This window comes from Microvirga aerilata (assembly GCF_016743775.1).
Classification (GTDB): domain Bacteria; phylum Pseudomonadota; class Alphaproteobacteria; order Rhizobiales; family Beijerinckiaceae; genus Microvirga; species Microvirga aerilata.
Window position 1 is genome coordinate 1 of record NZ_JAEQMY010000088.1, and the last position, 15,662, is coordinate 15,662.

General features: G+C 58.6%; 23 protein-coding genes and 1 pseudogene. 9 read left to right on the plus strand and 15 right to left on the minus strand.

Annotation, left to right across the window (positions count from 1 at the left end; translation table 11 throughout):
- A pseudogene (locus tag JKG68_RS26660) lies at positions 1 to 195 on the minus strand (outer membrane protein); the annotation flags it as partial.
- Between the two features lie 531 nt (positions 196 to 726).
- On the opposite strand from JKG68_RS26660, the gene JKG68_RS26665 reads away from it, so the two are divergent.
- Positions 727 to 876 (plus strand): hypothetical protein, encoded by a 150-nt coding sequence (locus JKG68_RS26665; protein ID WP_202064823.1) that lies wholly within the window; start codon positions 727 to 729, stop codon positions 874 to 876.
- Positions 877 to 1,616: 740 nt separating this feature from the next.
- Here JKG68_RS26665 and JKG68_RS26670 read toward each other — a convergent pair.
- The 3 genes from JKG68_RS26670 to JKG68_RS26680 all read right to left on the minus strand — a co-directional run bounded on the left by JKG68_RS26670 (position 1,617) and on the right by JKG68_RS26680 (position 2,538).
- Positions 1,617 to 1,874, minus strand: coding sequence for a WGR domain-containing protein (locus tag JKG68_RS26670; RefSeq protein ID WP_202064825.1), 258 nt, complete (start codon positions 1,872 to 1,874; stop codon positions 1,617 to 1,619).
- On the minus strand, positions 1,867 to 2,193 hold the full coding sequence (locus JKG68_RS26675; RefSeq protein ID WP_202064828.1) for a hypothetical protein: 327 nt from the start codon (positions 2,191 to 2,193) through the stop codon (positions 1,867 to 1,869). The genes JKG68_RS26670 and JKG68_RS26675 overlap by 8 nt, the downstream gene beginning before the upstream one ends.
- A 96-nt stretch (positions 2,194 to 2,289) precedes the next feature.
- Positions 2,290 to 2,538: a ParB N-terminal domain-containing protein gene (locus tag JKG68_RS26680; protein WP_202064831.1), complete on the minus strand. Its 249-nt coding sequence runs from the start codon at positions 2,536 to 2,538 to the stop codon at positions 2,290 to 2,292.
- A 158-nt stretch (positions 2,539 to 2,696) separates the two neighbouring features.
- On the opposite strand from JKG68_RS26680, the gene JKG68_RS26685 reads away from it, so the two are divergent.
- Positions 2,697 to 2,924, plus strand: a complete 228-nt coding sequence (locus JKG68_RS26685; protein WP_202064833.1) for a hypothetical protein — start codon at positions 2,697 to 2,699, stop codon at positions 2,922 to 2,924.
- 133 nt (positions 2,925 to 3,057) lie between these two features.
- Here the strand turns inward: JKG68_RS26685 and JKG68_RS26690 are convergent, their stop codons facing one another.
- Together JKG68_RS26690 and JKG68_RS34925 are read right to left on the minus strand one after the other, a co-directional pair.
- A complete protein-coding gene (locus JKG68_RS26690; protein WP_202064835.1) occupies positions 3,058 to 3,327 on the minus strand; it encodes a DUF6894 family protein in 270 nt (89 codons plus the stop codon).
- An 88-nt stretch (positions 3,328 to 3,415) separates the two neighbouring features.
- Entirely contained in the window at positions 3,416 to 3,799 is a 384-nt protein-coding gene (locus JKG68_RS34925; RefSeq protein WP_376773217.1) for a DUF6894 family protein, read from the minus strand.
- A gap of 117 nt (positions 3,800 to 3,916) precedes the next feature.
- Between JKG68_RS34925 and JKG68_RS26695 the strand changes: the two genes are divergently transcribed.
- The gene (locus JKG68_RS26695; protein ID WP_312890986.1) at positions 3,917 to 4,663 is read left to right on the plus strand and encodes a Crp/Fnr family transcriptional regulator; all 747 of its coding nucleotides are present in this window, start codon (positions 3,917 to 3,919) and stop codon (positions 4,661 to 4,663) included.
- Between the two features lie 50 nt (positions 4,664 to 4,713).
- Complete coding sequence (locus JKG68_RS26700; RefSeq protein WP_246515902.1) at positions 4,714 to 4,911, plus strand: hypothetical protein; 198 nt, start codon at positions 4,714 to 4,716, stop codon at positions 4,909 to 4,911.
- A gap of 44 nt (positions 4,912 to 4,955) precedes the next feature.
- On the opposite strand, the gene JKG68_RS26705 is transcribed toward JKG68_RS26700, so the two are convergent.
- The 7 genes from JKG68_RS26705 to JKG68_RS26735 form a co-directional block, all read right to left on the minus strand.
- Positions 4,956 to 5,297, minus strand: a complete 342-nt coding sequence (locus tag JKG68_RS26705; protein ID WP_202064839.1) for a response regulator — start codon at positions 5,295 to 5,297, stop codon at positions 4,956 to 4,958.
- Between the two features lie 124 nt (positions 5,298 to 5,421).
- Entirely contained in the window at positions 5,422 to 5,556 is a 135-nt protein-coding gene (locus JKG68_RS33850) for a WGR domain-containing protein (protein ID WP_246515904.1), read from the minus strand.
- Between the two features lie 96 nt (positions 5,557 to 5,652).
- Positions 5,653 to 5,889, minus strand: a complete 237-nt coding sequence (locus tag JKG68_RS26715) for a hypothetical protein (RefSeq protein WP_202064841.1) — start codon at positions 5,887 to 5,889, stop codon at positions 5,653 to 5,655.
- A gap of 38 nt (positions 5,890 to 5,927) precedes the next feature.
- The gene (locus tag JKG68_RS26720; RefSeq protein ID WP_202064843.1) at positions 5,928 to 6,170 is read right to left on the minus strand and encodes a hypothetical protein; all 243 of its coding nucleotides are present in this window, start codon (positions 6,168 to 6,170) and stop codon (positions 5,928 to 5,930) included.
- A gap of 17 nt (positions 6,171 to 6,187) precedes the next feature.
- Positions 6,188 to 6,472: a hypothetical protein gene (locus JKG68_RS26725; protein WP_202064845.1), complete on the minus strand. Its 285-nt coding sequence runs from the start codon at positions 6,470 to 6,472 to the stop codon at positions 6,188 to 6,190.
- Between the two features lie 32 nt (positions 6,473 to 6,504).
- Positions 6,505 to 6,933: a hypothetical protein gene (locus JKG68_RS26730; RefSeq protein ID WP_202064847.1), complete on the minus strand. Its 429-nt coding sequence runs from the start codon at positions 6,931 to 6,933 to the stop codon at positions 6,505 to 6,507.
- A 1,084-nt stretch (positions 6,934 to 8,017) separates the two neighbouring features.
- Positions 8,018 to 8,293: a hypothetical protein gene (locus tag JKG68_RS26735; RefSeq protein ID WP_202064848.1), complete on the minus strand. Its 276-nt coding sequence runs from the start codon at positions 8,291 to 8,293 to the stop codon at positions 8,018 to 8,020.
- A 330-nt stretch (positions 8,294 to 8,623) separates the two neighbouring features.
- On the opposite strand from JKG68_RS26735, the gene JKG68_RS26740 reads away from it, so the two are divergent.
- The 3 genes from JKG68_RS26740 to JKG68_RS26750 all read left to right on the plus strand — a co-directional run bounded on the left by JKG68_RS26740 (position 8,624) and on the right by JKG68_RS26750 (position 10,503).
- Positions 8,624 to 9,280, plus strand: a complete 657-nt coding sequence (locus JKG68_RS26740) for a nucleotide-binding protein (protein WP_202064850.1) — start codon at positions 8,624 to 8,626, stop codon at positions 9,278 to 9,280.
- A gap of 429 nt (positions 9,281 to 9,709) precedes the next feature.
- Positions 9,710 to 9,991, plus strand: a complete 282-nt coding sequence (locus tag JKG68_RS26745) for a hypothetical protein (protein WP_202064852.1) — start codon at positions 9,710 to 9,712, stop codon at positions 9,989 to 9,991.
- 50 nt (positions 9,992 to 10,041) lie between these two features.
- Positions 10,042 to 10,503, plus strand: a complete 462-nt coding sequence (locus tag JKG68_RS26750; RefSeq protein WP_202064853.1) for a ProQ/FinO family protein — start codon at positions 10,042 to 10,044, stop codon at positions 10,501 to 10,503.
- A 95-nt stretch (positions 10,504 to 10,598) separates the two neighbouring features.
- Here JKG68_RS26750 and JKG68_RS26755 read toward each other — a convergent pair whose 3' ends face one another.
- Positions 10,599 to 10,748, minus strand: a complete 150-nt coding sequence (locus tag JKG68_RS26755; RefSeq protein ID WP_202064854.1) for a DUF1127 domain-containing protein — start codon at positions 10,746 to 10,748, stop codon at positions 10,599 to 10,601.
- 852 nt (positions 10,749 to 11,600) lie between these two features.
- On the minus strand, positions 11,601 to 12,287 hold the full coding sequence (locus JKG68_RS26760; protein ID WP_202064856.1) for a recombinase family protein: 687 nt from the start codon (positions 12,285 to 12,287) through the stop codon (positions 11,601 to 11,603).
- Positions 12,288 to 12,682: 395 nt separating this feature from the next.
- Between JKG68_RS26760 and JKG68_RS26765 the strand changes: the two genes are divergently transcribed.
- Positions 12,683 to 13,420 (plus strand): LuxR C-terminal-related transcriptional regulator, encoded by a 738-nt coding sequence (locus JKG68_RS26765; RefSeq protein WP_202064858.1) that lies wholly within the window; start codon positions 12,683 to 12,685, stop codon positions 13,418 to 13,420.
- Positions 13,421 to 14,101: 681 nt separating this feature from the next.
- Positions 14,102 to 14,425 carry a WGR domain-containing protein gene (locus JKG68_RS34325; RefSeq protein ID WP_202064859.1) on the plus strand — a complete coding sequence of 108 codons (324 nt, stop codon included), beginning with the start codon at positions 14,102 to 14,104 and terminating at the stop codon, positions 14,423 to 14,425.
- Positions 14,426 to 15,662: the final 1,237 nt, after the last annotated feature.

Here is a 15,662-nt window from a genome sequence, read left to right on the forward strand (position 1 = left end):
GTCGTTGTCGTCCTCGCTCCAGCCGTAGCCTGCGTTCACACCGACGTAGAAGCCGGTCCAGGTGAAGACCGGAGCCGCGGCAATAATCGGAGCCGGAGGAGCCGAGCGCATCGGCAGGTCAGCGGCGGAAGCAGCGGAAACACCAGCCACCGAAAAGGCGGTCGCGGCGAGGAGGCCAAGAATACGGGTTTTCATGAGGAGGATCCTTTAGTCCAGGAGATCTTGAGGCAATTTATGGATCAACAGGCAGGAATGGCTATGACATAAATGCAACGCCAAGCAGGTTGAGCCGCCATGCTTAACAAGATCTAAATGCCTTTCTTGACATCATTACTTGGCCCTTCGCCTGATTTGACTCAGGCGACACTGTATGTCCTACTTCTCTTGTTTTCGGATGAGCGTCCGAAGGCGAGGAGAAACTGGCCCTGCCCTCCCGGGGGCAGGGTTTTTCATATCAGTCACTGCGGGTTTACAGGCGCTCAGGATCCGTTAACTTCGCCTTAACCATAGCGGTCTGAGGTAAGCCGATGCGCAAGATCCATCCTGGCTTCACGGCGATCGCCATCCTCCTGGGACCTGCCACCCTCATCAGCGGGCATCATAAGCTTTCCAGCTCTCTCCTCGCCAGAGCAATCTGCTCCTGATCCGGTCAAAGTCCTGCAGCAAATCTACCTCAAATGCTCTGAGCCACCCAAGCTGCAAAGAACCGTCCAATGCGATCGGTACGTGAGCTACGTCGATCAGTGCCTCACGGCAAAGAACAAGTGCGATCCTCATGCTTCTTATGAACTTCTGATCAAGCTGGACTTCTCCCCTCCTCCATTGGGGCTTCCGTTGCAGGAGGAAATCGCCGTGACCGAAGTGTCGGATAGCTGATCGATGCGGCGGGTCAGCTCTTGTATGACCCAGCGTCTGGCCCGTCGTGCTGAGGATCGTTTCATCACCACCTCCCAGCTCTGTAGAGCATCTACCGACGCGGCCGGCTCGACGTGTCGATGGTCACGTGGCTTCCGGTGATCGGATCGAGAATGGTCATGGGCAGTCCTCTCGCATAGGCACACGGTTAACCCCGCGCTTGCCACTTGGATCAGGTTCGCTTGTGATTGTGGTTACGAGAGAGTTACTGCACTCAACGCAGACATCCTCAAAGCAAGCGAGGCACGGGAAGTACACCTCGCCTGCTCCGTGGAAGATGCTCATCCGCGACCCAGCGGATCAGCCAGAGCATGGTCGCTGCTGTTTGGTTAACAGCACGTAAAAAGAAATCCCGCCCGGCTGAGCGCCGAACAGGGTTCTGGGTTGTTTGAGCTTGGTACGCTACGCGGCCTGTCTGCTTCGTACACCGGCATGCGTTAAATGACGGTATCTGGCTCAATTATCGATGTTATGCAGCCAGGCGCTCGGCCTTCTGGGTGCGGGCTTTCAACTTGGAGAGCATGGCGCGAATATGGGCTCTCATCCTCGCTGCTTGAGCCTCTTTGATCAGAGCCGTGTTGTTGCTTGGAGTTGTCATCGGAGCCGGTCTTGATGCTTATCGAAGCTCCATAACGCTCCTGTCAAGCTTAGGTTCCGGACATGTGAACCTACTCTCGCTGACAAGCCAGTTACAGGAGCAATCACAGATCCCGATAGCCTCGTCGCCGCTTCAATCGCGCAACGGCCTCGAGCGCCTGCCCTGCCGCGATCTCATCGGCGTGGATCTCCACCAGCTCCTGGCCGGTGGTGCCGATCCGGCCCCAGTTGCGCACTAGGCTGATGGTCCCGAACAGGTCCCGCTCGATCATCAGCGAGTAAAAGCGCCGGATCCCCTGCTCTGGGTCGATCCGATGCAGCACCAGATGGTGCTTGATCGGGGATCGGAGGTCGTCAGGCATGGCGCGGGTACTGCTGCGGCCGGGTCGACAGGTAGTGCCGATAGACCTCGACGACGCGCCGGCCGGCGCTGCCCCGGCTCTCCTCGACGCCGCTCGTCGGGCTGCCGTAACGAGGGCCAGGCAGGGAAACGGTCATCGACCAAGTCCACTGTCCGGACTGAGGTCCGCCTGTGACCTGGTGGACGTTGCCGATTGTCTCGTCCCGCTCGGTGGGGTGAACGTGGGGGAACTGCACCTCGGGATCAAAGGCCATGAAGTCGGTAGGGCCGTACCCACCGTCCTGATACACCTCGGCGGTCTTCATGCAGTAGATCGACATCAAGGGCCCTCTTGTCGCTCTCTCCAGTTCTTCAACCCCCAAGAGCGCTAGCATTTCTCGTCCTGGTCCGGCTCCACAACTCCCACCAGACGCAGATCAATGCTTCCGAGCCTGTACCAAGTAGACGGGGACGGTGGTCTCGCCGAGTGCCTTGCAGGCCTCCAGCCGGTGCAGCCCCTCAACCAGAACAAACCGCTTGCCGTCCGGCCGCACGAGAATGGGTGCTTCCTGCCCCTTTTCCATCATGCTCTCCGCAAGAGCTTCCACCTTCTGCGGATCAAGGGTTTGCCGCCTCTTCGTTGGCACATAGACGTCCTGGATTGCGAGGATCTGTCTCTTCATCATCTCCGCTGCTCCAGCGCTGTGCCATATTCAACTGAAACTTAGGTGCCTTGGATCGTCTTGCATAGGAACATGCCATCTGATGGGGCGTTCACGGACAGGTCCAGCTTAACAATTCAGCAGAACCTATGCGCTGGGCCTCCTCAACCGGAGACAGATCCATGAGCAAACTCACAGCCCTGACGGGCTTCATCTTCCTGGCGGTTTCGTCCGCGTGGGCGCAGACCCCAGCCCCCACCACCCCGGCACCTGGCGCTACGCCCGGCTCTCCCCCTGCCGGGGATGCTGCCGCAGCAGGTGGTGGTATTGCGGATTATTGGTGGATCATCCTCGTCATTATCGTCATTGCGGCTGTCATCTACTTCATGAGGCGTCGCAAGAGCCTGTAAGCGGGTTGATCCAGCAGGAACGGCACCATGGCATCAGGCGTTGATCAGCAGACGTGTTGATGCTCATGACCGTCTCCGAGACAGGAACCCGGCCTCGTGCCGGGTTCTTTTTGGCGCTTGCAGGCTTCCGCAACTATGCGCTCCAGGGATACGGACCCTGAGACCGTGGGACGTGCCAATCGATCCCCATCGAAGCTTTGACAGTGCAGACCCGCTGGTTCTGCCCGTCCCGCACCTCGATGACAACATCGCTGGTATCGCCCTTCGCCAGCCGGCCCGTTCCAATCTCAGCCGCCGAGCGTGCCGCCCCATGCACGGCAGCGTCTAGGCTATCGAACTCGGAGCCATCATCATCGCGCAGGAGGTCCGCACCGTCATAGACATCAAAATAGTAGCGAGCCACGACAATCTCCTCCTGGCCAGCGCCGCTTCATGAAGGCCGTATCCAGTCCGTTCCATAAAGGGCTATCGGAAATTCGCGGCTCTTACTCTTAGGCGTGAGACGGGTATTCAACGACGAGGGTCAGCGCGGCCCGTATTACCACCTGGTCAGCTTCGTCCCTCACGCTGACCATGAAAACGCGCTGGTCCCCGTCAGGAAGTTCATCCTTGGCCATCTCCGGCAGGGCTGCTTGTGCTACCGCTTTCGCGGACTCAAAGCTTTCCAAATCCTGCCCCAAGGTCGTCACGAGCCAAGAATTGACCGTCGTAGGTATCGAAAAAGAAGCGAGGCACAGGCACTCCGACGCAGGAACAATGGATATCAACCACAGGCAGCAGCCTTTGTTCACGGTCCCATACCCGCTTATCGGCGATTGGGCGCGTTGAATATAGTTGCCCCGGATGCAGCCCGACGTTTCAAACAAAATTAACATAGATCAAGACAGAAATTCACTTTGATGCTATAAGTCTTTTATTGTCAGCAACCGATCATAGGCGCTGATACCTGAGAGATACGATGTGCTCCCGCCTGCAAACAGGGGAGCATAATCTTGGCAGCACCTCAAAACTTTCATGACAATCCGCTCATCCGCAAGCTCGAGAGCGTCTTCATGCTCACCGATGACGAGCGACTGGCCCTCGAAAACTTGCCGATGCAGCTTGCCGTCCTCAAGGATGATCAAGACATCGTGCGCGAGGGGGACAGCCCCTCCCGCTGCTGCCTAATTCTGAGCGGCTTTACCTGCACCTACAAGGTCACCAAAGAAGGCAAGCGCCAGATCATGTCCATTGGCATTGCAGGCGACATTCCCGACCTGCAAAGCCTGCACCTGAAGGTTCTGGACAACAGCATTGGAACCCTCAGCACCTGCCGGGTCGGCTTCATCACCCATGACGACCTGCGCAATGTCTGCGACCGTTACCCACGGATCACGGCAGCCTTCTGGCGCGAGACCCTCATCGATGCAGCCATCTTCCGCGAGTGGATGCTCAACATCGGGCGGCGGGAAGCCTACAACCGGATTGCTCACCTGTTCTGCGAGATGCTGGTGCGTTTGAGGGCCGTCGGCTTGGCCGAGGACCATGCCTGCGACTTATCCATCACTCAGGGCGAGTTCGCCGATGCGTTCGGCCTGACGCCCGTTCACGTCAACCGGGTTCTGAAGCAGATGCGGGCTGATGGCCTCATCGAGATAACGGGAACACGGCTGAGAATTCCCGATTGGGACAGGCTGAAGGAAGTGGGCGAGTTCGACCCGACCTACCTTCACCTGGAGCAGCAGGACCTTGCTGCATGAGGTTCACCTTCCAGCCTATACGAGTTGCGACAGGCTTCGATGAAGAGGGCATGATGGTCCTTGATGAGAAGCAGCGGCTTGTGGCCGTGCTGGTTCGCCTCTCCGACGACAACGAGGTGGCTGCGGGGCAGTGGTACCTGGAGGCAGGCTTTGGCTGGCTGGATGGAGGAAGTCACCCCACCTTCTCCAATCTCGACTTGGCCCAGGACTGGATCACTCAGCGCTTGGCCCATAGGGCTCCTGCCTGAGACTGTTCGGCAGTACCATAAACAGGTTATTGGAATTACGGCTCTCAAGCCGCCCATGTTGCCAAGACGCCAATCACCTTAGCCATCCTGTAGGGCTTCGAGATGATGATGCCTCCAGGGACGGGCTGCATCTGCTCCGCGTAACCTGTCACATACAGGACAGGTAGCTCTGGGAAGCGCTCGCGGTAGGCCCTGGCCACGATCCAGCCATTGGCCTCAGGAAGACGAATGTCGGTCAGCAAGGCATCAGGGGCAATTCCAGCTTGCAGGAGCCTCAGGGCTTCCCCGCCGCTAGCCGCTTCGATGACCTCATAGCCAGCATCTTCCAGCCCTGCCACAGCCATCTCACGGACGAAGGCATCGTCTTCTACGACGAGGATTTTCATCTCTTCCGCTCTCGCCACAATTCTCAATTGCGGAGGCTTGTAGCCCTAAACGCATTGCAATTCCACAAACCGTCTTCTCGGGGTCTGCCTATCACAGATCCCAGAACCCACTCCGCCGCTTCGCCTAGGCGATACCCTCCAGCGCCTCCCCGGCCGCCTGCTCAGTTGGGTACTCCTCCGCCTTCTCGTGACCCTTCGACCCGATCCGGCTCCAGTTGCGAACCAGCCGGATGGTCCCGAACAGATCCCGCTCAATCATGAGGCTGTAGACATGAGGCTGTAGAAGCGCCGGATGCCCTGCTCCGGGTCGATCCGGTGCAGAACGAGGTGGTGCTTGATCGGGGAGCGGAGCTCGTCAGGCATCGCTATGGTGCGGGAGTGGCTTCCACCCGCGAATATGCGGATCGAAGTAGGCCGTTGCCCCATATTCGACCGCGAAAACGCGCCAGTAGCTCGCGCGAACCTCGGCGTCTGGCGTCCAAGCGCCGATGGTGACGGGATAGCTCGGAGGAGCCTCGGGGTCCTCAATCCATAGGATGACCGGCGTTCCGTCGCGTGGCGTCGCACTCACATGAAGCCATCTGTCTGTCATTGCTTTTCCGTCATCTCAGAATCAAGCCCGCCCTACCCTCAACCACCTCGGCCCTGCCGAATGCGCGGCATCGGCCGCCAGCCGACAATGTGCTGGTCGAGGTAGGTGTGGGTGCCGTAGCGTGCCCCGAAGACGCGCCAGTGGCTCCGTCCCGTCATGTCGTCGGTCTCCCAGACCCCGACCGTCACCGGGTAAGTGGGCGGTGCGTCCTCGTCCTCAATCCAGAGGGTCACAGGGGTTCCGTCACGCGGTGCCAGCCTAACCGGATACCAGTCTTCCATGATGGCTCGCTCCCGGTTCAAGGATCGACCTCTGCCTGCTCCCGAATGAGCTCGACCCTCGTACGCTCTGTCTCCAGGGCATGAACACGCGCATTGATCCACCCAGTCATGGAATCCACGAACTCCATGGCGTACGCGGCCAGCAGTGCATCAGCCTCATAGGTTTGGCGGAACGCTTCCCGCACTTTGGCAACCTCCTCCTGGATGTAGACCGACCGCTCGGCAGCGGGCACGGCTGTGGCTCTCTCAGCAATAGTATCCACTATCCTCTTGATCCGCGCGGCTTGTTGTTTTTTGTCCATCTTCGCCTCTCGTCTTGGTACTGCCCTCGCCTCTAAACTCCCCCGGCTTTGCCGATAGCCCTTCTTCGGTTGTCCCAAGTGTTTTGGGGTTGGAATCTGGTCTCAGAGATTCCTGGGGGAAAGCCGTTTTCTTTGTCTCTCTTAGACTCTTTGTCCGTGGGGGTGATTTTTTTGACCCCTATAGTCTTTGAGCCTTGAGAGCCGCCCCTCTGCCCTCCCCGCTTGATCCAGAGCTGCCATTCCCTGGAGACGATCCGGACCACGTTGGGCAAGTTCTTCTGGCCCTCGCGGCGCCGTTCCTGGACGGTGAGCAGGCCCATGGCAGCGGCAGCCCTAACCGCGTTCTTGGCGGTTGAACGGCAGATGCCCGCCCTTGCTGCTATCTCGGCAATCGTTCGGTCACAGTGCCCCTTCTCGCGGACCTCATCGGTCAGGATCCGCAAAGCAGCCAGCTCGCCCACCGTGAACTTGCAGGCGATGGATGGAGGAAGCGGCCCCGAGGCGGCAAGGTGACGTCGCCGGGCAATGGCCACAGACCGCACAGGAGCCCGCTGAGCCCGTCGAGGCGGGAAGATGGACGGACGCCCCGGGGGAATGCCAACAGGCTTCACCTCCCCGCGCATGACGAGCTTGCGGGCATGGATCAGGCTTGCCAGCTCCTGGGCTTGGTCATCGGTGACGGCATTGGCTCCCCAGCCCTGCCAGATGGCACGGGATAGGTCATCCAGCCGGGTCATCGTTCTCGCTTCAGTGATGGCGGCTGCCATCTGATCAACGAACATAGCTTGGCCCTCGATGGGCCGCGCGTGAACAAGACTGAACCAAATCTGGTCCAATCCTTTCAAGCAAGGATTCACCGTTCGGGGAAACCACTTCCCCGTTGACTCCCTGAAGGAGTCGTGAGACGTTCGCTCTGTCGGGAGACGAAAGTCCTCTATGAATTCCAAGGCCCTGCGGAGATTGCCGTCTCCCGGGGCCTTCGCTTTTCTAGGTCACTGTCGCGGCTGTGTTGCTCCAGGTGTCCAGGCAGCCCGCCAATCCCATGAATCGACGTTGCCCAATTAATCATGACGCCCCGAGCGAGGCGGTAAGTCAACGCGCCCAAGGACATAAAACGGTGTGCCGGGACGAATTCTCGCGAAATCTCATTGGACTTGAGCCAGTCATCTTAACTCTTTGTTAAGACATGTGGCAGCCGTGAACCGGAACAAAGTTGATGGATGCCGACTTACAAGCTTAGCTATACTTTGTTGGCGGAGCGTTTGATGGGGTTCGCGACGAGGGCTGCCAAAAGCTGGCAAGAGGTCCCACAGGTGGGGCGTGCCCTTACCGAAGAACTGGAGGGCGCGAAGATCCGGCTCAACCTGGAATGCGCCAGGATCTTGCCCGCTAAGACCTGGGGCGCAGGCAAAGCAGTCGTTGTTGCGGTCCCAATTGATTGCAGCGAGTGCGAGAACCCGACATCGGCCGAGGTGGAAATTCTCCTAGCCATCAGGTGAGGGAAAGCAATACAGCATCTATCCGGCCGCCCCCAAAAAGTACTCCTCACCACCGACCCCGCGGCGTCTTCTTCGGCTTCGCTGGTCCCATCAGCCGCATTGCTGCTTCGGCTTGGGCTCTAGCTTCCGCATCTTGGGTGAGGTTACGCACTTCCGAGGGTTCCTCCTGCTCCTGCAAGCCAATCTGGCGGGCCCGCCACTGTTTAGCCTGGGCAGCCGTTGCTGCGGTATTGGCAAGCTTTTCAAGGCGGTCGAGCTGGGGCGTGCTGCCCTGAACCTCAACCTCAGTCTGCTCTTTGCCTTGCTTCGGTGGTGTCGCCATGGGTCCATGTCTCCGGTGAAGGTAAGCGCCTCTCGTACTTACCAACTAGCGAGCAATCACAGGACGACAATCAAGGGTCTAGGCGTCGCTCCGTCATTGCCCTGTCACCGTGGGCCGCTAGATCGACGTCGTGGCCGCATGGCCCGAGGGACAAGGACAGGCACGGATGTACTGCCTTCCTTGTCGCCTCACCCAGCTTGCCCGCTGCCAATTCCGGCGCTCGCTCGCAGCTTTAACGACTTCTTAACCCTCCTACCTCAACCGTACCCACAGCAGCACTTGCGGAGTTGCTCACGCAGGTCCGTACGTAAGTACGTAGAGAGGCACGCAATGAACATCATCGTGGTGGCCAGCCAGAAAGGCGGCGCGGGAAAGACTACCCTCTCCCGCAGCCTCGCAGTCGCGGCACAGCAGACAGCCGGAATGACCGCTCTTCTCGATACAGATCCGCAAGGCTCGCTCACAAGCTGGTGGAATAGACGAGAGAGCGAGACGCCCGTCCTCGTGAAGATTGATCCGGCCGACCTGGAAAGCGGGATTGCGAAACTGGAAGCTGCGGGCATCGAATACCTGTTCATCGACACCCCGCCATCCGTACACCCAGAGCTGTCACAACTCCTCGCTCGAGCGACGCTGGCCCTCATCCCTGTACGCCCCTCCCCTGATGACCTAGACGCTGTGGGCGATACCTTGGCACTGGTCGAGGAGGCTGGATGCCCATTCGTGTTCGTGCTCACTCAAGCGAAGCCTCGCACACGCCTCCAGATGCAGGCGGTGATGGCTTTGGCGAAGCACGGCAAGCTCGCACCTACCGTAATTCATGACCGAACCGATTTCCCGACTGCCGCCATCACAGGCAAGACCGTAACTGAGCTGGAGCAGGAAGGACCATCTGCCAATGAGGTGCGCGAAGTGCTGAATTACGTACTTACGCAACTCAATAAGTCATCAAGCACGCACGTAGAGAAGAAAGTTGCCAATGGCTAATAAGAACGTCCCCTCCCTTGATGGCTTGATCCAGACCAAGGGCGCTCCGCGTCCCGATACCATGTCCCAGCGAGGCGAGAGTCCAGTCCGGGAGATCCAGACGCACCTCCAGGCAGCAGTCACGCAACCTGCCTCATCCGCACAGGCCGCTCTACAGCCAGCTCCATCCGCCGCGGTAATTCCCGCTGGGAAGGAGCCCCGCGCCAAGTCTCTGACACTCCGTCTCTCGGAAACGCAGTATGAGCGGCTTCGGCGGTTCGCATTCGAGCGACGCCTCAGCCACCAAGACATCATTGAGAGAGCATTGCTCGGATATCTCGACCAAGAGGAACCCAGTGCGTAAGCACGTCAGTACGTAGGTGCGTAGGTCCGTCAATAACGCACATCCTGCTGACCTGCCTCGTGGATCGAGTTGAATGGGAACAGCCCATGAGCAACAAGGACGAAACCGCCGCAACTCGCCTCTGGCGTGACAAGGTGCAGATCCGGGAGCAGGAGCGCGACGACGCCCGAGCCCGGCTCAGGGTTGCTGAAGAGAAGCTGGCAATCCTGTCTGCTGAGAATGACCTGCTCGCGACCGAGAACGCCCGGCTTCGGGAACGGCTAAATCCAAATGCAGACCGAGACCGAAGTGAGACCGAACGGCAGATGGCGGAGCTTAGGGGAGCATTGATGCCCCTTCTTTCCGATCCTCTTCCAACTACGCATTGACGTAATGACGTACGTAGCTGCGCACTGACTGAAGGAAAACTGGAAGAGTAATGAGCGATTTCTCCAACAAGCACGTCATGCTCTTCAACGATTTGCCTTGGTCGAGGTGGCCGGAGGTCTTACCGAAAACACCAGATGACGAAGCCCTTCCCTTGAAGGTCGGGATCTATGATGACTTGGTGGCTCTTCTCCCTGACGATAGCAACACACGAAGAGCATTCCGCAGGGCAATGGGGAAGTACGCCCGCAGCTTCAGATATCTGGATGCTGTGGCCAGTGACAATGCTATGCGACACGACATCGACGGGAACACGGTTGGGCCTGTTTCAGAGTTGGACCGTCATTCGGCGTCTCTTGAACTCTACCGCAGGACAGTGATTGATCGGGCAAAGGCTCGGAAGACTGAGAGATACCAAGAGCAGACAGTGAACGAGGAGAGGACACAGAGCAGGGAAGTTCCGACCCCAGCCGCCTCAATCCGAGACCGGATCCTGAACAAGGGCCTGAAATAGCTAAGCGCTTACGTCGGTACGTACGCACGTTGCTCAGCAACCTCCCATCAAGGACAGGAGGAGGCGGCACGACATACCGCCCCCTCGTCGAAACTTCAGCGTCCCTGGCGCGCAACCTGAGAGATGTCGCCCCGGGAAAGACCAATATCGGACAATTCCCTGTCTGACAGAGCAGCCAGCTGCCGTGCTGTCTCACGGGCGCGGATCCAGTGACGAAGGCTGGAAAGAACGACAGACAAGAACATGACGCAACCTCAACAATAAGCCGACACAAGCGCAAAAGCGCCGCGCACAGGCATGAGAAAAAGGGGCCACCGGAAAGGTGGTTGAGTTCAGGGAGGACACCCATCGCGGATAGCCGCGGCGGGGAGGGGGATCTAAAGCGCGCCAAATCGGAGATAAACCCTGCTTGTACCCAAGCCTCCTATGACGGGAAAGCATGGAACAGAATGCGGGCGTTTACGTGCTGTTTACGACATCCGACGGAAGGCCGCACCAAGGTGGCCAAATAGCCCTTTGTCACGGCAGGGGCGTCTAGCTGGTTAACTTTCTGAGGACGTAGGCCAGCATACTTTCATCCGGTGAGCTTGAAACCGGACGGACCTCATGAACAGGCAAGAGCACTCACCAGCCTACGTTCTACAGATCAGAAAGCAGTGGCGGGTTGTCATTCCCATTCGTGGGAAACTGACACCGAGGATATGCGCCACGGAATTTCCCTCCCGTACGATTGCCGAAGCATGGCTCCGCAGCGATGAGGGAGAGCGCACGGTTGATGCTTACCGGAGTCGCTAATTAAGGCTTGGCTACGGAGAAGCTGTTGTGGATGTGGTCGTAACGCCTGCGGAGTTCAAACCAGGCACTTGGATGTTGAACGATAGGCTCCGACGCCCTCTTGGAACCATTACTGAAGTCTCCCCGTCACTATTCACCATCCAAGCAGACGCCAACGGTGGGCTGGCCGGAATGGAGAGCACCACCTTCGTTTCTCTCGGCAGCGCCATGTCGGCCATCGCGAAACACATGAAGGGTGAGTGTCAGCTTTCTAGCGGCAACGGGTAACGTGAAGTTGGGTAGCTGAGATCGGGTTGGCCACCTCATGCTCCTGCGCCAGTCCTGTCCAGTACGCGCATGACTTGAGTGGCTGTCCATTCTTTGCCCCGGGCGGTTCTAATGTGCCGCTCGTTCAGGGCAGCCGCAATCTGGCGCAGGGACGTGGCGCCGCGTGCCTGGATGTCAGCAACAATAGGTCCGATATCAGCAGCCCGCCGCTTCGCCTTGGTTGACCGGACCGCGGCACTCGCCAGTGCTCCCTTCCTGGCCACAAGGTGGATCTTGCCGCGGTTGCCTCCCAGCTTCTTGCCCCGGGCTTTGGCAGCAGCCAGAGCGTCCCTGGTCCTCCTGGAAATCATCTCCCGCTCATGCTCGGCCACGGCTGCTAGGATGTGAACCGTCAGCCTGTTGGCCTGGGGAAAATCGACTGCCGTGAACTCAACCCCGGACTCCATGAGGTTCGAGATGAAAGCGACATTACGGGCGAGGCGATCCAGCTTGGCGATGATGAGGATGGCGCCTTGGAGACGGCACAGCCGCAGCGCCTCAGCGAGGCGAGGGCGGTCGTTCTTCTTGCCGCTCTCAACCTCCACAACCTCCGCCATAAGTTGCCAAGCCCCGCCGTTGAGGTATGAGCGAACGGCTTCCTGTTGCGCCTCGAGGCCAAGGCCGGAGCGTCCCTGCTTTTCGGTCGAGACACGGTAATAGGCGACGAACTTGCGCGAATGCATAGAAGCCCCTCGGCAACGAGCCACGGTAATAAGGTCAGATCCGCCCCGGCATGGCACCAGATGCGGAGAGTTACAGAAGACACTACGCTCGTAGTGGTAAATGTAACGCACTCCAGAATACCGTCAAGGTTATTCCAGCGGTCGTTTGGTGTAAGCACAGGAGACGGATCGGCAGAGTCGATGAGGCCTATCGGCAACACCCGCCGAGGACCATCGCTGAGGGTCGACTTTCGAGGAACCAAGACTTAGTCGGCTTGTTACTGCCAAGCAGGTCCAGGTCACATGGACCGTTCCCGGGATACAGCGCCTGTTCCCCAAGGTTCCTCATCTGTGAGGACCGGGGGGCGGATCATCTCGGATGCACATGGCAGAACATCGTTAGGGGCTAGACAATCATGAACCATGACGTCGTTTACAATGAGCAAATCCTCTCGATTGCTCAAAATGCATCGTCGTATGTGACGACCGTTCTCGTCTGCCAGAATACGCTCATCCGCAGCGGCATCAGCCACATTTTGTCAGGAACATACTTCGTCGTCTCAGACGAAACCCTCGAACACCCGTCAGAGCTGCCAATCCTCTGTCTCATTCACGCCGATCAAGCGGCTGATGGTCTTTCCGAGACAGTTCAGGGACTGAAGGCGCAATGGCCTTCCGCCCGGGTGGTTCTCCTGACCGAGCGCATCGAACCCGTAGCCATGATGCAGGCCTTCCAAGCAGGCCTAGACGGGCTTTGCTCGACAGCCCTGGGCCGCGAGCCTCTGATCAAGGCGCTTGAGCTGGTGATGCTGGGTGAAACTTACATTGCGCCAGCTTTCACATTCAGCTTGGCTGATGAAGCCTCCCGCCTCCAGCAGATCCGTCCTGATGGGGCAATCGTTGTTGGCCCTGCGGCTACGGCGGTTGCCAACACTCTATCTCCTAGAGAAGCTCAGATCCTGCGGCACCTGACCCAAGGCGCCTCCAACAAGCACATTGCACGGGAGCTTGGGCTGGCTGAGGCCACGATCAAAGTTCACCTCAAAGCCATTCTGCGCAAGGTGAGGGCGGCCAACCGCACCCAGGCAGCCATGTGGGCGCAGCAGCACATGAACCTCCCGGCAAACGACGGCTTTATTATTGCTGCTGAGTAGCGCGGCGCGTGAGGACTAGGGGAGACTTCTCCCCATCACGGATAGGGGCATCAAAAACGCCCCTATCCGTGAGAATGTTAGACGGAGCTCGGGCCTGGGTGCATGCTGGAACAATGCGAACCATGATCCTTGTTGCCAGCCTTCTCAGCATCGCCCCAGCCGCGGCCCAAGATGCACCTGCCCTTTGGCGGGACCCTGAGGGCGGATGCACCTACTTTAAGCTCGGGGACACACTCAGCTTACGCTACCAGCGGGACGGGCTGCCAGATTGCCCAAACGTGAAGCGTGAAACCGGCCCGTCTGGGTCGCCTCCTGACCAAGAAACCGGGGTCACCCGCGATGATGTTCGGGACGTCACACGAGCCATCGAGGGGCTAAGCCGGAGGATGGACGACGTGAGGCGAGAGTTCGAGCGCAGGGGGCGCTTCTAGCGTCATCTAAGAAAGCTGTCCTTTCGAAGAATAAGAGACAGCATCGCCTTAGAGCAAGCAGGATCTGATCCCTCGCAAGGCCTCATGCAGAATTGCAAGGGCTTGTTCCTGTTCGAGTCTACAAGCCTCTGAGATAATGGAGAGCTATCCACCGTTAAGGTAGCCTCTTAGGCCTTTGCTACCGTGCGAGAAGGAATCCGTTTAGAGTTTCATGTGTTGATCGTTAGGGCTCACCGTAGAGGCCACGTCCATGCGCCAGCTGTCCTTCGCTTTCCTCCAGGGAAGCCACCGCACTGCCCAGGGAACCCTGAAACCAAGGGAGAACTCCGACCACCGCAGTATTGAGGGCGTCGTGCTGCGCAGGATTAACCCGGTGAAGAACATGGCCCGGTTCTATTCCCTCGAGGTAGGGCGGGATCTGCTTGGACGTGTAGTCCTCGTCAGACGATGGGGACGGATTGGAAGTGCAGGAAAGACCCGGTTGGATGAGCATGTAGGTGAGGGTGAGGCAATGGCAGCTCTCCAGGCACTCCAGTCAGCCAAGAAACGGAAGGGCTATCAGCCTGCTGTCTGACGGCGCCTCTGCAACGGGGCGCTTCTCTTTGAGGGAAGTCTCTGATGGTGGGGAAGACCGTAACCCGACATGACCAAGGCCGGACCATGCGCCGAAGTGATACTTCAGCAACTCCCTCATCCGGCATCCGGGAGCGGATAGCTCAGTTGGCTTACCGGTGCCGCGTGGGGTGTAGAGTCGACGACCAGCACACTTCCGGCAGACGTCGCTTCCAGCGCTCACCGCGCTGTAACGGGATTGGCATACCACGCCGTTTGGCCCGGCGTTGAACAGGACTGAGACCTCGCTTGTCTTTGGCTCTCCCGCGAGCATGCGTCGACACTGCAGCATCGTCCACGGCGATGGTCGAGGCCAGATGACCACCTGCCTCTGCCCATTTCGTATCGAGCAACGGCTGTTCAGTCTCCACAGCCAACACAACAGGGGAGGTTTGACCTTCCGGCGCAATCTCGTGTGGGTTGGCATCTTCGGCATGAGGTTGTGTCTCAGACCTGAGGCGTTGTGAACAATTATCCCCCTTAGCCTTGCTCCGCCTCGCATGATGTTTGGTAGCTTGCTCCTCGTTCTCCTGCCGGATCCGTTCCTCGGCCAATTGGGCGCCCAGGATATCGGGCAGGATGCGCCCGGTGCGTATCTTCGCAGCAGGTTCGACGGCAAACATCAGTGAGCCGGCTTCTGCCACCAAGGAAGGCTTGCTGTTATGAGAATGGCTATTCTTTATGAGATCGCCCCAGCTTACACGAGACCGAGCGGAGGGCTCATGTCCTAAGGTCGCTGTCTCACTTTGCAGGCGATAACTCTCCGGTGTCGTAAGATCTTGGGTAGAGCTCAATCTTCTACGCTTTACTTCGACCGTAAACGCCGGCCTGGTCGCTCGATGGCGCACTGGATGTACTCGTCAATTCAATCTGTTGGAAAAGGTAGTCGCTTTAGCAATTTTATGCCTGAAGCTTAGATGGGTCTGTGACGTCCCATTTCCAATGCCTCGTCGGATTTCTGATTAAGCCTAGTACCTGCTCTTGTCCAGACATGACAAAGCCCTCGATGGGAACACCATGCGAGGGCTTCGTGTAAGGTTGTCCGGCGTCCTTCAGTCATGTTGCGCGTACATCCGGCGTCAACGACCGTTGGAGGCCGATCCCGTTTCCGGGAATTCAGTTTGTAAAGAGGCGTTGTCCTTGGCAGGCCCGGCAATGACCTACTCTCCCGGGTCTTGAGACACAGTACCATCGGCGCT

Excerpts from the sequence above, each read along its gene's own strand:
- JKG68_RS26670 (WP_202064825.1), bottom strand. The coding sequence starts at position 1,874 with ATGCCTGACGACCTCCGATCCCCGATCAAGCACCATCTGGTGCTGCAT.
- JKG68_RS26675 (WP_202064828.1), bottom strand. The coding sequence starts at position 2,193 with ATGTCGATCTACTGCATGAAGACCGCCGAGGTGTATCAGGACGGTGGG.
- JKG68_RS26680 (WP_202064831.1), bottom strand. The coding sequence starts at position 2,538 with ATGATGAAGAGACAGATCCTCGCAATCCAGGACGTCTATGTGCCAACG.
- JKG68_RS26685 (WP_202064833.1), top strand. The coding sequence starts at position 2,697 with ATGAGCAAACTCACAGCCCTGACGGGCTTCATCTTCCTGGCGGTTTCG.
- JKG68_RS34925 (WP_376773217.1), bottom strand. The coding sequence starts at position 3,799 with ATGTTAATTTTGTTTGAAACGTCGGGCTGCATCCGGGGCAACTATATT.
- JKG68_RS26700 (WP_246515902.1), top strand. The coding sequence starts at position 4,714 with ATGATGGTCCTTGATGAGAAGCAGCGGCTTGTGGCCGTGCTGGTTCGC.
- JKG68_RS26705 (WP_202064839.1), bottom strand. The coding sequence starts at position 5,297 with ATGAAAATCCTCGTCGTAGAAGACGATGCCTTCGTCCGTGAGATGGCT.
- JKG68_RS33850 (WP_246515904.1), bottom strand. The coding sequence starts at position 5,556 with ATGATTGAGCGGGATCTGTTCGGGACCATCCGGCTGGTTCGCAACTGG.
- JKG68_RS26715 (WP_202064841.1), bottom strand. The coding sequence starts at position 5,889 with ATGACAGACAGATGGCTTCATGTGAGTGCGACGCCACGCGACGGAACG.
- JKG68_RS26720 (WP_202064843.1), bottom strand. The coding sequence starts at position 6,170 with ATGGAAGACTGGTATCCGGTTAGGCTGGCACCGCGTGACGGAACCCCT.
- JKG68_RS26725 (WP_202064845.1), bottom strand. The coding sequence starts at position 6,472 with ATGGACAAAAAACAACAAGCCGCGCGGATCAAGAGGATAGTGGATACT.
- JKG68_RS26735 (WP_202064848.1), bottom strand. The coding sequence starts at position 8,293 with ATGGCGACACCACCGAAGCAAGGCAAAGAGCAGACTGAGGTTGAGGTT.
- JKG68_RS26740 (WP_202064850.1), top strand. The coding sequence starts at position 8,624 with ATGAACATCATCGTGGTGGCCAGCCAGAAAGGCGGCGCGGGAAAGACT.
- JKG68_RS26745 (WP_202064852.1), top strand. The coding sequence starts at position 9,710 with ATGAGCAACAAGGACGAAACCGCCGCAACTCGCCTCTGGCGTGACAAG.
- JKG68_RS26750 (WP_202064853.1), top strand. The coding sequence starts at position 10,042 with ATGAGCGATTTCTCCAACAAGCACGTCATGCTCTTCAACGATTTGCCT.
- JKG68_RS26755 (WP_202064854.1), bottom strand. The coding sequence starts at position 10,748 with ATGTTCTTGTCTGTCGTTCTTTCCAGCCTTCGTCACTGGATCCGCGCC.
- JKG68_RS26760 (WP_202064856.1), bottom strand. The coding sequence starts at position 12,287 with ATGCATTCGCGCAAGTTCGTCGCCTATTACCGTGTCTCGACCGAAAAG.
- JKG68_RS26765 (WP_202064858.1), top strand. The coding sequence starts at position 12,683 with ATGAACCATGACGTCGTTTACAATGAGCAAATCCTCTCGATTGCTCAA.
- JKG68_RS34325 (WP_202064859.1), top strand. The coding sequence starts at position 14,102 with ATGCGCCAGCTGTCCTTCGCTTTCCTCCAGGGAAGCCACCGCACTGCC.